Below are 14,399 nucleotides of genomic sequence, written 5' to 3' on the forward strand. Positions count from 1 at the left end.
AATTAATCCTTATAATCAAACAACGTACTTATCATCCTATCCGGATGGCTAATAATAATTTTTTTCATGCCTAATAAAGAGGCTTCTCTGGCAAGACGTTCACTGATAACAAGACAGGGCTTATGCCGCAACCAGTTATGTGATTCCCGATCAAACATCTTAAAAAGGTTGCGCATCGACTGTTCACTTGTAAACAGTATAATATCCACCGCATCATCATGCCATAAAGAATAAATCAATTGAGGCTGAATTACTGGCATTTTTCTTTGGTACACTACCAGGCTAAATAATTCTGCCCCACGAGCCCTAAGGCTTTCTTCAATGAGTGTCCTGCCTCCTTCTCCCTTAAATAATAGCACGGTTTGGTTTTTTAGTTGCTCTAGTGTTTCAAGGGCTAACAGATGCTCACTGTCTGGCATCTCAGGGATATCATTAGCCTGAATTTGAAATGAATTCAAGGCCTTTGCTGTTCCCTTGCCAATGGCAATAGTATTGATTTGGCCAAGCCACCTGATGTTATTTTGCTCTAATTGGCTCAGAGCATAATGTACGGCATTTGGACTGACAAAAATGGCATGATGCACCTGATTTAAGTCAGGTAGTGAATCAAGCCAGTCAGTGTCGCTGGCAGCCAGTTCCAACGCAGGGCATTCGATAGCTACACCGCCAGCCGCTGTTATTTCCTGACTAAGCTGTTGTGCCTGGCCTTGAGGACGTGTATTTAAAATACGTAAACCGCAAAGTGATTGCTTCATAAGGGAATAGAGTGAAGTAAGTTCATTGCACCTTGTTGTATCAGAGCATGAGTGCATGCATCTGCAATCTGTTGTGCTTCATTCAACGTGCCTGACTGACTGGCGAACAGGGTTTGCGTACCATCCAGACTTAATATTCTGGCTCTTAAAAAAAGAGTATTTTCTGATGTGGCAGTACAAAATACCGCTAAGGGAACATGGCAATTGCCGCCTAATTGAGCATTAACTTCCCGCTCCGCGTGCACGCACAGAGCGGATAAAGGATCATTTAAGCTGTTAATGATGTGTTGAATTTCCGGATCATCGGTGCGGCATTCTATGCATAAAGCACCCTGACCGCAGGCAGGCAGCATCATTTCATCGGATAAGTATTCTGTAATAGCATCTTGCATATTCATACGTTCGAGGCCTGCCGCGGCAAGAATAATCGCATCGTATTCTCCCGCTTCAAGCTTTGCCAGTCTGGTATTAATGTTGCCTCGTAAGGTTTTAATGTGCAGGTCAGGTCTGTATGCCAGTAATTGTGATTGGCGCCGCAAACTTGAAGTTCCAACAATTGCCTGTTGTGGTAAGGCGGCAAGACTGGAATGGTTTTTGCTGATTAAGGCATCAAAAGGGTTATGTCGTTTACAGATCGCGGCAAGATACAGACCCTCTGGAAGTTGCGCTGGCATGTCTTTAGTTGAATGGACAGCAATATCTGCCCTTTTGTCCAATAATGCTTCTTCCAGTTCCTTAACAAATAAACCTTTCCCGCCCTCGACTAATAATTTATCTTTAAGGAATTTATCTCCAGAGGTTACCATGGGTAATAATTCTATAGCGATTCCCGGCCATTGTTTTAATAGCTGCTCACGGACGTGATTGGCTTGCCATAAGGCAAGAGGGCTTTGGCGTGTTGCAATACGGATAGTTCTGGTATTCATAAGATACGGTACTTGTTGGCTAATAGGACATGATACCATTGATTTGTTTTGGGTAAGAAGATTATTCAACTGAAATTCTGGCTAGGAGCAAAGATGTGGCAAATTAAAAAAATAGTGAGGCATTTGGATGAGTCAATGCAGCGCAGTTTATCTCATTCCACTCACCAGCTGGTTGCTGTAGGTGCCATTGCTTTTCTGGGGTTTCCTTTATTTTATCTGATTTGGGTTTATTGGTTTCCTCAATCTTATGAAAATTTATCCTTGCGGTTACTGGGGAGTCTTTTGGGCTTGGGGCTCATGTTAACCCCTTATTGGCCAGTTAAATTTAAGAATTATTTGTCCTGGTATTGGTTTTTGACGCTTTTATTCACGCTGCCCTATTTTTTTACCTTTATGTTTTTGATGACGCAAGCCAGTGTTATCTCCGCCATGTCTCTGCTGTGCAGTATTTTCCTGCTCGTCTTGCTTGTTGATTTATTGAGCTTATCCATAGTCTTGAGTTTAGGCATTGGCTTGGCTTTAATCAGTTATTATTGTTTTGCTCCCCAAATGTATTTTGGCGAGGAACACATAGAAATGGCTTTAGTCATCTTTTTTACCATAGTTGCGGGGTCTACCCTCAACTATAAAACAGCCATGTTGCAACAGCAAAGATTAGCCGGTATGGCAGCAGCCGCAGGCATGATTGCTCATGAGTTACGTACACCCTTACTTGGGATTAAAAGCGGCGCTCAGGCTTTGGTAAATTATTTACCCGGCTTGCTTGAAGGATATCAATTAGCCAAAGAACAAGACTTAATCTCTGCCCCGCTTAGAGATCGCCGTTTAAATCAACTGGAGGGAGTCAGTAACCGTATAGTCAGTGAAATTGATTACGCCAATACCATTATTGACATGTTGCTGGTGAAGGCGGGGCGCGAAAACTCGTTGCAGCATTGTGCTCTGGAAATCTGTTCTATGGCTGAATGTTTAAGCGAAGCAATAGCACGATATCCTTTTTTGTCGCCGGCAGAACGAACTTTGATTCACTGGGATGGTGATTTTCAATTTAGAGGCTCCAAATTATTAATGCAGCATATTTTGTTTAATTTAATAAAAAATGCATTGTATGCGATTGCTACCGCGCGGCGGGGTGAAATTACCATTTGGGCTGAAGAAGGGGAGAAACTGAATTATTTATATTTTAAAGACACCGCAAAAGGAATGTCGAATCAACAGCTATCGCGTTTATTTAATCATTTCTACACCACCACTTTTATGGGAACGGGCATTGGACTGTCATTTTGTAAATTAGTGATGACGAGCTTTGGCGGCACGATTATTTGTGAATCCCGTGAGGGGGAGTATGCTCTGTTTATTTTAAGTTTCCCCAAGGTTGTTGACACGTTGAATCTCTTGGGAGATTAATAGAGGAGGTTTGGTATTCAATTAAAATTAAGGAAGGCTCCATGGCGCAGTTCAGGATAATAATCAGTCTGACCCTAATGGTATTAACCCTTATTTCCAGTGTATTGCATGCAGATGCCAGGCCTAAATTTTCTATTGTTCCATTAGAGCCTCAGGAAAATCATCTCAAAATAACTAAGGTCGGGGCGGGAGAAGTCATTTATCGGGTGACCAATAATACAAAAATTACCCGTACTTTGACCCTTACTCCGCAAAAAGGAGTAGTACAGAAAACGAATATGCCTGGTAGTTGCCCCGCACAGTTTACTCTGGCACCTAATCAATCCTGCTCCTTACACATTGAAGTGCATGGCAACCAAATTGCCAGGGAAGGACATGTCGGCGGACCGGTAGTATGTAAAAGTAACAATGGTGCGGCCGATCCTTTTTTATGTTCTCAGCCCTCATTAGTCAATAGTTTGTATGTTACCTTTATTCAGATTGCTTATGTAAGCAATGCTGTTTCAGGCACCGTGTCAAAATGTAGTCTTGCTGCAAATGGAACCTTTAGTTCTTGTGTTGATTCAGGGGTGGGGGCGCAATTTGATACACCTGCAGAAATCAGCATTCACCCTTCCTTACCTATAGCTTATGTGGTTAACTCATCAAGTGATTCTGTTTCGCGTTGTACTATGGATAATGATGGAAGTTTTGTTAGCTGCACCAAGTTTTTTGGCGGCAGCGTTCCTTTTGAATCTCCTGAAGGAATCGTGTTAAATCATGATGGCAGTATTGCCTACGTGGCTAATGCTTCAAGTACCGAGGTCTCACAATGTGTGCTCAATCCTGATGGTACATTTAATAATTGTGTCGTGGCAGGAACGGTTCCCTCCTCAAACACACCTTTTGGAATTGCCTTGAATTCAGCAGGAACTTTTGCCTACGTCACCTGTTGTGATGCCGTCATTAAATGTTTCATCAAATCAAATGGCGCTTTTGGTGCCTGTATCGATTCTGGAGTAGGGGCAACCTTCAATTTTGCCAATGGGATAGTCATCAATAAAAGCGATACAATTGCCTATGTAGTGGATCAAGGGATTCCAGGATATGGAATTTCCGTATGCCAAATGTTTAAGGGCGCTTTGGTCAGTTGCCGTTTGTTCACCCTGCCTGCATTTTTTGATGTTCCCAGCGACATTGTTTTAAACAGATCAGAAACTTTAGCTTATATTTCTACAGACAATACCGTGGCTGTTTGCGCGATCAGGCCTGATGGTAATCTGGAGCAATGCGTCAATTCTGGAGGGAGTTTTGATGACGCTCGAGGAATTGCCTTATCGCCTTAATATGCATATAAACCGTAAATAATTTGGCTAAAGTAGGCAATCATGATATTTTATAGGCATGTTGTAAGCCCTTGTTTAGAAATATAAATGATGCTATTTCGGTGGGCCTGAATAATTACAACAGTTTTAGGATGTGTTACTGGAACGTTAAGCTCAGGAGGAGCTATGCACCATTTTTCTATACCTACCTGTTACTTTCCAAGTACTGCTGTTTTTGTAGATGACAGTCGAGACTTTCTGCTCAATTTTGTTTTGCAGCTTGATGAAGGATTAGCCTATCGCGTATTTGATTCGCCCTTCAATGCTTTGGACTGTATTCATAAAAAACGATGTGAACTTGAATTATTAAGTCAACGATGTATCAGTGAATATACAGAGGCAAAAAACTGTCCATTGACTAATCATACAATCAACCTGGATTTAGCTGCTATTCATGCAGAGGTATACAATTCCAGGCGCTTTTCAGAAATTTCTGTTGTGGTTGTCGATTATGCCATGCCTGGTATGGATGGATTGGAATTTTGCAGAAGAATTGAAGATACTAACATTAAAAAGATTTTGTTAACTGGTCAAGCCGATGAAAAATTGGCTATTGAGGCCTTTAACCAGGGATTAATCCACAGATACATCAAAAAGAGCGATCCTGATGTAGCCAATTTGATCATTAAAGGCATCCATGATTTGCAATTGCACTATTTCCAAAGCATGTCTGATATGGTTGTCCGCATGTTATCGGTAACTTCTCCAAGCTGTCTGCATGATAAAAAATTTGCAGAGCTGTTTTGGGATTTATGCAAAAAGAAGGGCATCGTGGAATTTTATCTTGCGGATAATTCAGGCAGCTTTTTCATGTTGGATGATGATGCCAACATCAGTTTCCTTATCGTTAAAAATGAAGCGGATATGCGCCTGCATTATGACTTGGCTTTGGACAATGGTGCCAATGAGGAAGTATTGGATCAGTTGCTTGGCGGTGAGAAAATCCCTTGTTTCTGGCAAGCCAGTTCCCCAACGCCACAATGGAATGAGTGGGCGAACTGCCTGGTTCCCGCCCATAAATTTACTTCCGATGAAACCTATTACTATGCCTATGTTCAAGGTGCAGTCTTGTTTGATGTCCGTATGGACAAAATTCTTTCTTACCACCAGTATCTTGAAGAGTTGGATGCTGAGGAAATGTTTATTAATTAGCGAATTATTTCTTTACATCGTGAACGTTTGAGGGGGTAAGTCAGGAGAATTGAGCCTGTATTGTGATTCGCTAATCAAGAGTACAAAAGAGCATCATGCTAAGAACACCGAGCCGCGACCGTAAGGAAGCGGAACAGTTCGATGCACTCCATTGTGAATTACTCATTAGGTGTACATCCAAAATTTCCGCTCCCTCACGGTCGCGGCTCGGTTTTCTTTAGGTAATGAGAGCATAAGCAAACAGAAGAGGTAGTGCTGATAAATAACTATTATTTCCCTGCAAAAAAAGGCATATCCGGCTTTTTTCTGGCTAGTTCAATAAAACAATCAATGATTTGATTTAAATCATTGTTTTCATGGTGTGCACTAATCGATAAACGAATCAGGCTTTTGTTCTTTGGGGTTGCTGGAGAGCAAAATACGGCACCAAAAATATCCCTTTTTTCCAGTTCATTGCGTAACCAGATAGTGTTAGCTTCCGTGCCGGCTATAATTGGGATAATTTGCGAATTGCTGTTACCCAGATAAAACCCATGGTTTAAAAGCGATTTTCGTAAGTAATCAGCATTGGCATGAAGTTTTTCCCTGCGCCACTCTTCATCGGAAATAATGTCCAGTGATGCTGTGAACCCCGCTAAATCCTGAGGGACTAATGCAGAGCTGAATATCGCTGGAAGAGAAGAATAACGAATAAATTCAATAAGTTGATTTTTTCCTGTAATCAGGCCTCCTCTACCCGAAAAGGCCTTAGCCAGGCTTGCAGTGATTACATCTACCTGGTCTGACAAACCAAGAGCAGCAACCAAACCTTTACCTTGTGGCCCATGTGTTCCCAGTGAATGCGACTCATCAACTATAAGTAAACACTGGTACTGGCGAGCTATGTTTACATATTCTTGCAACGGGCTAATAGTTCCTGTGGTGCTATAAATAGAATCAATGGCAATAATCCCTGGGCCGTGTCGTTGCAAGCGTTTGCACAAAGACTCAATTGAATTATGCTGAAACGGTACAGATTTGGCACCCGCAGCCTTTACTCCCGCCCAAAAGGACATATGAGTATAAAAATCGAGATAAACAGGAACATTAGGTTTGGTCAAGGCCTGAATCAGTCCTACATTAGCGCACCAGCCCGATTGGCAAAGCAAGCTTGCAGGATAGCCGAGAAATTCACTGAATTGCTGCTCACAAGTATCCAGCAATTGACTGTTATTACTTAAAAAAACAGCGGATTGCATTTGGCCGTTGCCGTGTTTTTGCATTGCCTCAATCTGGGCATGGAGTAACTTGGGATGCCGGCTGATATGCAGATAGTCGTTACTGGATAAGATCAGGGAGGTAGACTCAGGTGTCTTTCCATTCATGATATGCTTGCCTTGCCAGGATTTATTGACACGCTCTTCAAAATACTTTGCTATCGCTTCATTAATGAAGTCTGGATAGTTATTGGTGTCTGTCGTTGATTTACAACCGTCTGATTCAGTGCTTTTAATGTATTCTTGATTAGTCATCCCTAACGCCGGATTTCTTTCCATTGGATGCAGTGTAGCACAACCACCGGCTTGACGTGATCCAAATTTACAGTTACTTGCTTTTTTTACTGCCAGTGCTGGAAAAAAACATCACTTGCCGGTATGATTTTTAAATTATCAAAAAAGAGGGCGCAACCATGAGGTTGAGTATCGTAGCGCTGTTATCTTTATTTTCTTTTGCTTTATATGCCTTGGAAGATATGGACCGACTGCAAATACAGCAGAGAATTCAACCTGTAGGTAAAGTGCGAGTCGAAGATCAAAATGATAGTTCGTCTCCATCAGGCGTTGAAAATAAGGCGGCAACCGAAGTTGCAGTGAAAAAGGAACCTGGCCAGGAAACTTACGAACAGTATTGTATTATCTGTCATCGTGATGGTTTGGCTGGTGCGCCTAAATTCCGTGATGCAAATGATTGGAAGTCTCATATGCAAGGGAAAAAAATCGATGATCTGCTTGCCGTTGCAATCAAGGGTTTGAATGCCATGCCGGCTAAAGGAACCTGTTTTGAATGCAGTGATGAAGAACTCAAGGATGCAATAATTTATATGATGCCTAAATCATGAAGAAAATCACTTACAGGAAAATTCAGTCCGTTTTAGCAATGGTTACTGTCGTTGTATTATTGTCATCATTTTATCTGCAATATTCTGTAGGGCTTCAACCTTGTCCTTTATGCCTCATGCAACGTATTTGTGTTTTCTTATTGTTGGGTCTCATGGGCTTAAGTCTCGGCACTTTAAGAAAGGCTCATATTGTAAGCCTTATTCAAGTCATTATTGCAACGGCGGGACTGTTTTTTGCCTCAAGGCATTTATGGTTGCAGTCTTTGCCATCAGGTCAGGCTCCCGCCTGTATGCCAGGATTAGATGTTTTGATTCACTATTTTCCATGGCAAACCGTTCTTCATGCTTTATTATGGGGCGCTGGTGACTGTGCTGAGGTAGACTGGAGCATGTGGGGCATTTCCATGCCTGGCTGGAGTGCGCTGTATTTCCTTTTTATGATAGTTTCCGGCTTGTTCCTGTATTTTCAGACTCGTGCCTTATCACCAGATAAATAATTTAATTACTGGTAATAGTGGTTCGATTTGGCTATTATTGCTCCTTTTTTGATTGCCCATTCTATTCATGACTACCTTTTCTTGCGAAGTGCTTTATCGACATTCTGCTACTAAAGCACGGGTTACGCGCGTTACTACCCCTCATGGGGAGTTTATAACACCGGTGTTTATGCCTGTGGGAACGCGCGCGGGTGTTAATAATATGACCGCAAAGGAATTGCAAGAAGCAGGAAGTCAGATTATTTTAGGCGGGAATACCTATCACATGTTATGTGCTCCCGGGATGCGTGTTATAGAAAAGGCTGGCGGGATGCATCCGTTTATGGATTGGCATAGCCCTATGTTGACCGACAGTGGTGGTTTTCAAGTCTTTAGCCTGTCTAAAAACAAAGAAATTTGTACCATTGATGAAGAGGGGGCGCATTTTAAATTACCCGGAAGCCAGGGACTTATCCATATGACGCCTGAAATGTCTTTGGAGACGCAAAAAATCATTGGTGCAGATATTATTATGGCCTTTGATCAATGCACTCCGGATAGCTGCAGCAAAGAAGAAGTGCAGCATATCATGACGCGTACCCATCGTTGGTTGCGCCAGTCTATGAATTATCATCAGCAACATCCTCTTTCTCGTTATGGATACCAGCAAGCCTTATTTGGCATAGTGCAAGGCGGTATTTTTGAAGATTTACGCCAGGAAAGCGCGGATTTTGTTGCGTCTATGAATACCGATGGCATTGCTATAGGCGGTGAAACAATAGGTTTTGATATGAAAACCACGGTTGATGTCATACGCTGGGTTCGTGATTACCTCCCTGAAAACAAACCTCGTTACACTATGGGGGTTGGCATGTCACCTCAGGATCTTTTGGAGGTTGTTGCTGAGGGCATTGATATGTTTGATTGCGTGGCGCCAACCCGCAATGCACGGCATGGTGCTCTTTATTGTGGTGGGTTAGTACCTGATGGGGATTGGTTGCGTTTTAAAAGTGACTATGAAAATGAACGCATTCAAATAAAAAAATCATGTTTTGCTGATGATTTATCCCCTGTTATGGCAAGCTGTACCTGTTACACCTGCCGCAATTATTCACGTTCCTGTTTGCATCATTTATTTAAACGAAAAGCCAATTTATTCACGGCCCTTGCAAGCATTCATAATATCCATGTATTGCACGATGTTTGTGATAAAATGCGCGCTTTGGTGATCAATTCATCGCAGTCGAGTTATTCTTAACAATTTATTACATCAGTTTTTTATATTTTAGAGATAATCAGGAGAGATAATGGTTGTAATTAGCACATCTAAAGGTGATATTCATCTGCAGCTTGATACTGAAAATACTCCCGCAACAGCGGAGAATTTTCTGAATTATATACGTAACGGTTTTTATAATGATACGATTTTCCATCGTGTTATTGACGGATTTATGATTCAGGGCGGTGGATTAACTGCTGATATGGAACAGAAAGCAACTAAAGAGCCGGTCAGGAATGAAGCAAAAAATGCAAAACCTAACAAGCGTGGCACTATAGCCATGGCGCGTACTATGGATCCTCATTCTGCAACAGCCCAGTTTTTTATTAATGTTGCTGATAATGGTTTTCTGAATTACAGCGGTGATCATCCTCAGGGATTTGGTTATTGTGTTTTTGGTGAAGTAACAGAGGGTATGGATGTTGTAGACGCCATTGCCAAAGTAAAGACAGCGCAACGTATGGGACATGGTGATGTTCCCGTTGAAGAGGTCAGTATTCTTGAAATAAAAGAAGCATAAATTAAATTCACGTCGTCCTGAGCGCGTCTTTTTGCGCGAAGGATCTCCCAATACTGGCACCATGCCGCTTTCAGGAGATCCTTCGCGCAAAAAGACGCGCTCAGGACGACGTGGATCGGGGGATGGCATAGATGTGTAGAAGAGGCAGTTGCAAGCAGACCGGGCTACATTCTGTTCGTCCAATTATTTTTTCCGCTTTTTAACGCTTTCTGAATAATCAAAAATAGGGATTTGAATATGAAAGAAAATAGCCAATAGCCTTGCGGTAAAAATACTGATTAAAGTAATAATAATGTTAATGTTCTTGGGGACATGAAAATAGCCCAGGATGATAAACAGTAACGCTCCAGCCAGAGCAATGACGGCATAAAGTTCCTTTCTTAATACCAGAGGAATGTCATTGCATAATATATCGCGTAACATTCCGCCACAAATACCAGTAAGCATGCCACCGATAACCGCAACACTGGGCGGCATCCCATGCGACAGTACCTTTTGAGTACCAATAATCACAAATGCGGATAAGCCCAAGGCATCTAATATTAAAAACACTTTCATTATTTTAACTAATGAATGGGCAATAAAAATAGTTAAAAAGGCGCAAATGGAGGTATATAACAAATATTCGGGATGGGCTACCCAGGTAAGAGGATAAGTATTAAGCAGGGCATCCCGTACTGTTCCCCCACCTAAGGCTGTTATATTGGCTATGAGCATCACACCAAAAAAATCCATTTTTTTCCGGCCAGCGGCTAAAGCACCTGTTATGGCTTCTACACAAATGCCCATAATGAAAAGAAAGTGGAGCAGCATATGATTCACTATTACTAAAACAAAAAACAAGGCTAATACTATTAAAACAAATGGCGAAATACCATACTTCTACTAGAATTTAATTAAGCACAGTCAAGGGCGGAGCCACTTAATGGATGCAGAAGAAATTGAAAATGATGCTGTCTTTGAGAATATTGCTCAACTTATGCGAAAATTAAAGGAATTGCGCTATGAAATTGTGCAACAGGAAAATAATAATGAGCACTCGCAGCAATTGAGCGATCTTGCGGCAGGGGTAAGTGAGGCAATCGGTAACCTGGATATTTTAGTTGAATTACTAGGCAGCGAAAATGAAGAATTAAAACAGGCGCTTAATAGTAAAGATGCGCTTCAAGCCTTAAATGGTATGGTAGAAAAGTTCAGTTCTGGACTGGATACACTGGCTAATGATTTTAATTCTAAAATTTCCCCATCAATGAATAGCTAATATCTTATCCATTCTTTCTGAGCTGAGGCTCTGAATCACTGCTATTAAGTTAAGCGCTACTCCACTCCTTAACTTAACGTGAATTTCGGATAAGAAGCTTGTTTTATCCAGTCGTTACTTCGATGCCGTTCGGGCTGAGGAAGCATAGCCGTCGGGCTAAGGCTCGAAACTTAAAATGTGGCAGGGTCTGGCTCCCTCGCCCGCGAAAGGAATTATATTAATAATCATATTTTTATCGCGGGAGAGGGCTGGGGAGAGGGTTAAGACCGATATTGGCCCTCTCCCTAACCCTCTCCCGCGTTCAACTACAGTTCTATACATGAATTTCTAGCGCGGGCGAGGGGACTGAACCGTGCCGTTTGCTTCTTCTGAGCCTCAGCCCGAACGGCATCGAAGTAACGACTGGATAAAACAAGCTTCTTATCCGAAACTCACGTTAACTTAATGGCAGCGAGGTCCTGAATCCGGGTTCTGATGTTCAAATTTCCGCCGGCTTTCTGTACTGCACGGAAAAAACGGGCTTTTCTGTTTCCAGCATACTGATGTTGTAATTGTTTCTGCCATTTCTATATCGCTGAGCCAGAAACCTGATATTCAGCAGGACTACAGTAGATAAAACAATGATAATGCAGCTTGGTGAGCTTGGCATATGGGTTTTACGAGCCAGATAATCCGACAGCAAGGGAGGCAGCCCTGCAGCAAGACTCGCGGCAATGGAATAGACGATAGATAACGCAGTGCAGCGAATTTGCAGCGGAAATAATTCAGTAAGCAATACTGTAGACACGCTGTAATAACAGGCGCATGGGATGGAGATAATTAATTGCATTAAAATGAAATACCAGACATTTCCATAGTTGATTATGTGCATAAAGGGATAGGCCATGATCAAGAGACCAGAACTTGCAAACGTTAACATTTTTAAGCGATCCTGCTTGTCAGATAACCAGCCAAAAAAGGGAATAAGCAAGGTGACAAAAGCCAGGGAAAAAATATTAGATGTCATGATGAGTGATCGAGGGATGTGTGCATATTGTATTGCGTGAAGTGGAATATAAAGATAAAAAAAGAAACCTGTTGTAACGGATAGGAATACTGAAAAAAAAGCAAAATAAAACATAAACGGATGCTTTTTTACAAAAGTAAGCGATTGCTTGTATATGCTGCGAGTGGTGGGTTTTTCCCTGTTGGCATAGTAAACAATATAAGCCAGGCTTTCCGGCATTTTTGCCCGAATGTAAAAGCCAATCAATGTAGTGAGCAATGCGAATAAAAAGGGAATGCGCCAGAGGTCGGAGTATTCAGGATGGATTTTTGCATAATGATGAAAGCCTTCTGCAACCAGGCAGGCAAGCAGATAACCTGCCTTGACCCCCACAGAGGACCAACACCCTCGAAATCCTCGTTGACTGGTATCACCACTTTCTACCAGCAGTGACGAGGAATTTAAAAATTCTGAGCCAAGAGCCATGCTTTGGATAATGCGTAAGGCCAGCAATAATCCCACTGCATATAAGCCAATATGTTCATAAGCTGGAATAACACCTATTAATGCCGTAGACGCTCCCATGATCAGTATCGATGCCATTAGAACATTTTTACGGCCATATAAATCAGAGAGCAACCCCAGAACGAAAGCACCTATGGGTTTTGCCAGATAAGCAATAAAAATCAAGGACAGCATGACTGTCGGTTTGCCTTTGGTATCCCCAAGAAGTACGCGAGATAATTCAGAAGATAAAAAATAACAAATGGACATATCATAAGCTTCTACAATATTACCCATTAATCCGCCTGATATTACTTTATTTTGATGTTTCATAGTGTGCCTGTCTGGATAAAGGGTTTGATGCAGAAGAATCATAGGAATTAAAAATAGAACTGAGCATATTGGAACAATATTGACCTATTTTGTAAAAGTCTTCCTGTCGGGTTGCAAACAGTTCGCGGGTAGAGGCGCAATTCTTCTGGCTGGCTAGTGAATAAATGACAAAAGCATCGTCTATTTGAGCGGCAAGGGATATACCTAGAGGTAACCCATGCTTAATCTGTTTCAGATAATACAATTCATCGTAGCGTGTCTGGGAATATAAAGTCTGCCAGTAAGCCTGAGCTTTAAGATGAAACCAACGGGGGCTATAAGACTGATCGTAATGCCACAAAGATCCATTAAATAAATTAAATTCCAGGGCTGGAGTAGAGGACAAAACCAACAGTTCATTATTCTTATTGATGCGAGTTATGGAAATATGATTTATTTCATGAATTCCCAGTATGTCCCTGAATACATTTGACACTTTGCTTTTATGAGCAAAAAGTACTTCCAGCATTTGCGGGTGGAGCACTAAACAATTACGGCTATTTTCCATGAGTAGTTCTTATTTACGTTCCATGCGGATGGCTAAAATGCTTCACTGAAGATAAAGCCAGATCAATAATTTTCTTTGACTGTTCTTCGTTGGCATTGATGAGACTGACGTCATTGATCAAGTCCATTAAAAAATCAGGCACTTCTGTTTCCGTTAAGTTGCCATTATATAGACATGCTGCCCTTGTGAAAATATAGTGGAGCAAATTTCTGCTTATTGTTAATTTATCTGTCGAATGACCCTGATCATTGTGCGCATCCCCAAATAAAAGCCAACCAGGAGAAACATGAAGTTTCGCTGCAATTTCTACCAATTTAACCGGTTCTGGTATGGCTTCACCACGAAGATACTTGCGACAGATTTGCACCGAATAACCAGTTATTTCCGCTAACTTATGAATGCAGACACCGGATGTAGAACGTTGAGAGTTAAATCCGGCCGCTATCATTGCATCACGCAAACGGTAAGCAAACTGTTTTGTTAAGTTAACTTTTTCCATTGGATGCAATCCTGATGATTTTAAACTGTCTAGAGTGTAACAAAGGGCAACTGAACCTGCAAATTTACAAACATAACGAAACTTTAAGTTTCTTTTGGAAATTAATTGTTGACAAAGGAAATCAAAAGATTATAATGCGCATCGAAACAACGGAAACGTTTCTCAGTCCAACAAGGAAGCAGTGATACGCGATGGAACCGCTATCACACAAACAGTCCAATTGATGGAAGTGGTTAAACCATAGCGGTTAACCTCGCACAATCTGGCTTGAATGATCCCCCTCATTCAAGCCT

Annotated in this window: 15 protein-coding genes; 8 read left to right on the top strand and 7 right to left on the bottom strand. The window is 41.6% G+C overall.

Going from position 1 to position 14,399, the window contains the following annotated elements:
- Positions 1–2: 2 nt before the first annotated feature.
- Complete coding sequence (locus tag B094_RS0101165; RefSeq protein ID WP_018575952.1) at positions 3–755, bottom strand: uroporphyrinogen-III synthase; 753 nt, start codon at positions 753–755, stop codon at positions 3–5.
- Entirely contained in the window at positions 752–1,681 is a 930-nt protein-coding gene (gene hemC / locus B094_RS0101170) for a hydroxymethylbilane synthase (RefSeq protein WP_018575953.1), read from the bottom strand. The genes B094_RS0101165 and hemC overlap by 4 nt, the downstream gene beginning before the upstream one ends.
- Positions 1,682–1,774: 93 nt before the next feature.
- On the opposite strand from hemC, the gene B094_RS0101175 reads away from it, so the two are divergent.
- The 3 genes from B094_RS0101175 to B094_RS0101185 all read left to right on the top strand — a co-directional run bounded on the left by B094_RS0101175 (position 1,775) and on the right by B094_RS0101185 (position 5,604).
- Positions 1,775–3,088 (top strand): sensor histidine kinase, encoded by a 1,314-nt coding sequence (locus B094_RS0101175; RefSeq protein ID WP_018575954.1) that lies wholly within the window; start codon positions 1,775–1,777, stop codon positions 3,086–3,088.
- Positions 3,089–3,129: 41 nt separating this feature from the next.
- Complete coding sequence (locus B094_RS0101180; RefSeq protein WP_018575955.1) at positions 3,130–4,413, top strand: YncE family protein; 1,284 nt, start codon at positions 3,130–3,132, stop codon at positions 4,411–4,413.
- 165 nt (positions 4,414–4,578) lie between these two features.
- A complete protein-coding gene (locus tag B094_RS0101185) occupies positions 4,579–5,604 on the top strand; it encodes a response regulator (protein ID WP_018575956.1) in 1,026 nt (341 codons plus the stop codon).
- 269 nt (positions 5,605–5,873) lie between these two features.
- On the opposite strand, the gene cqsA is transcribed toward B094_RS0101185, so the two are convergent.
- A complete protein-coding gene (gene cqsA, locus B094_RS0101190; protein ID WP_018575957.1) occupies positions 5,874–7,115 on the bottom strand; it encodes an alpha-hydroxyketone-type quorum-sensing autoinducer synthase in 1,242 nt (413 codons plus the stop codon).
- A 158-nt stretch (positions 7,116–7,273) separates the two neighbouring features.
- Here cqsA and B094_RS0101195 point away from each other — a divergent pair, with 158 nt between their 5' ends.
- The 4 genes from B094_RS0101195 (at position 7,274) to B094_RS0101210 (ending at position 9,977) form a co-directional block, all read left to right on the top strand.
- Positions 7,274–7,702, top strand: coding sequence for a c-type cytochrome (locus B094_RS0101195; protein WP_018575958.1), 429 nt, complete (start codon positions 7,274–7,276; stop codon positions 7,700–7,702).
- Positions 7,699–8,199, top strand: coding sequence for a disulfide bond formation protein B (locus tag B094_RS0101200; RefSeq protein WP_018575959.1), 501 nt, complete (start codon positions 7,699–7,701; stop codon positions 8,197–8,199). Before B094_RS0101195 ends, B094_RS0101200 begins: the two co-directional genes overlap by 4 nt.
- A 67-nt stretch (positions 8,200–8,266) precedes the next feature.
- Entirely contained in the window at positions 8,267–9,436 is a 1,170-nt protein-coding gene (gene tgt / locus B094_RS0101205) for a tRNA guanosine(34) transglycosylase Tgt (RefSeq protein ID WP_026253820.1), read from the top strand.
- A 49-nt stretch (positions 9,437–9,485) separates the two neighbouring features.
- Positions 9,486–9,977 (top strand): peptidylprolyl isomerase, encoded by a 492-nt coding sequence (locus tag B094_RS0101210; protein ID WP_018575961.1) that lies wholly within the window; start codon positions 9,486–9,488, stop codon positions 9,975–9,977.
- 183 nt (positions 9,978–10,160) lie between these two features.
- On the opposite strand, the gene B094_RS0101215 is transcribed toward B094_RS0101210, so the two are convergent.
- Positions 10,161–10,790 (bottom strand): trimeric intracellular cation channel family protein, encoded by a 630-nt coding sequence (locus tag B094_RS0101215; RefSeq protein ID WP_018575962.1) that lies wholly within the window; start codon positions 10,788–10,790, stop codon positions 10,161–10,163.
- A 112-nt stretch (positions 10,791–10,902) separates the two neighbouring features.
- On the opposite strand from B094_RS0101215, the gene B094_RS0101220 reads away from it, so the two are divergent.
- A complete protein-coding gene (locus tag B094_RS0101220; RefSeq protein ID WP_018575963.1) occupies positions 10,903–11,238 on the top strand; it encodes a hypothetical protein in 336 nt (111 codons plus the stop codon).
- Between the two features lie 478 nt (positions 11,239–11,716).
- Here B094_RS0101220 and B094_RS15490 read toward each other — a convergent pair whose 3' ends face one another.
- The 3 genes from B094_RS15490 to B094_RS0101235 are packed head-to-tail and all read right to left on the bottom strand — an operon-like array spanning position 11,717 to position 14,106.
- Complete coding sequence (locus B094_RS15490; protein ID WP_018575964.1) at positions 11,717–13,060, bottom strand: MFS transporter; 1,344 nt, start codon at positions 13,058–13,060, stop codon at positions 11,717–11,719.
- Positions 13,044–13,607: a hypothetical protein gene (locus B094_RS0101230; RefSeq protein ID WP_026253821.1), complete on the bottom strand. Its 564-nt coding sequence runs from the start codon at positions 13,605–13,607 to the stop codon at positions 13,044–13,046. The genes B094_RS15490 and B094_RS0101230 overlap by 17 nt, the downstream gene beginning before the upstream one ends.
- A 13-nt stretch (positions 13,608–13,620) precedes the next feature.
- On the bottom strand, positions 13,621–14,106 hold the full coding sequence (locus tag B094_RS0101235; protein ID WP_018575966.1) for a helix-turn-helix domain-containing protein: 486 nt from the start codon (positions 14,104–14,106) through the stop codon (positions 13,621–13,623).
- Positions 14,107–14,399 lie beyond the last annotated feature (293 nt).

The organism is Legionella shakespearei DSM 23087 (assembly GCF_000373765.1).
GTDB lineage: Bacteria > Pseudomonadota > Gammaproteobacteria > Legionellales > Legionellaceae > Legionella > Legionella shakespearei.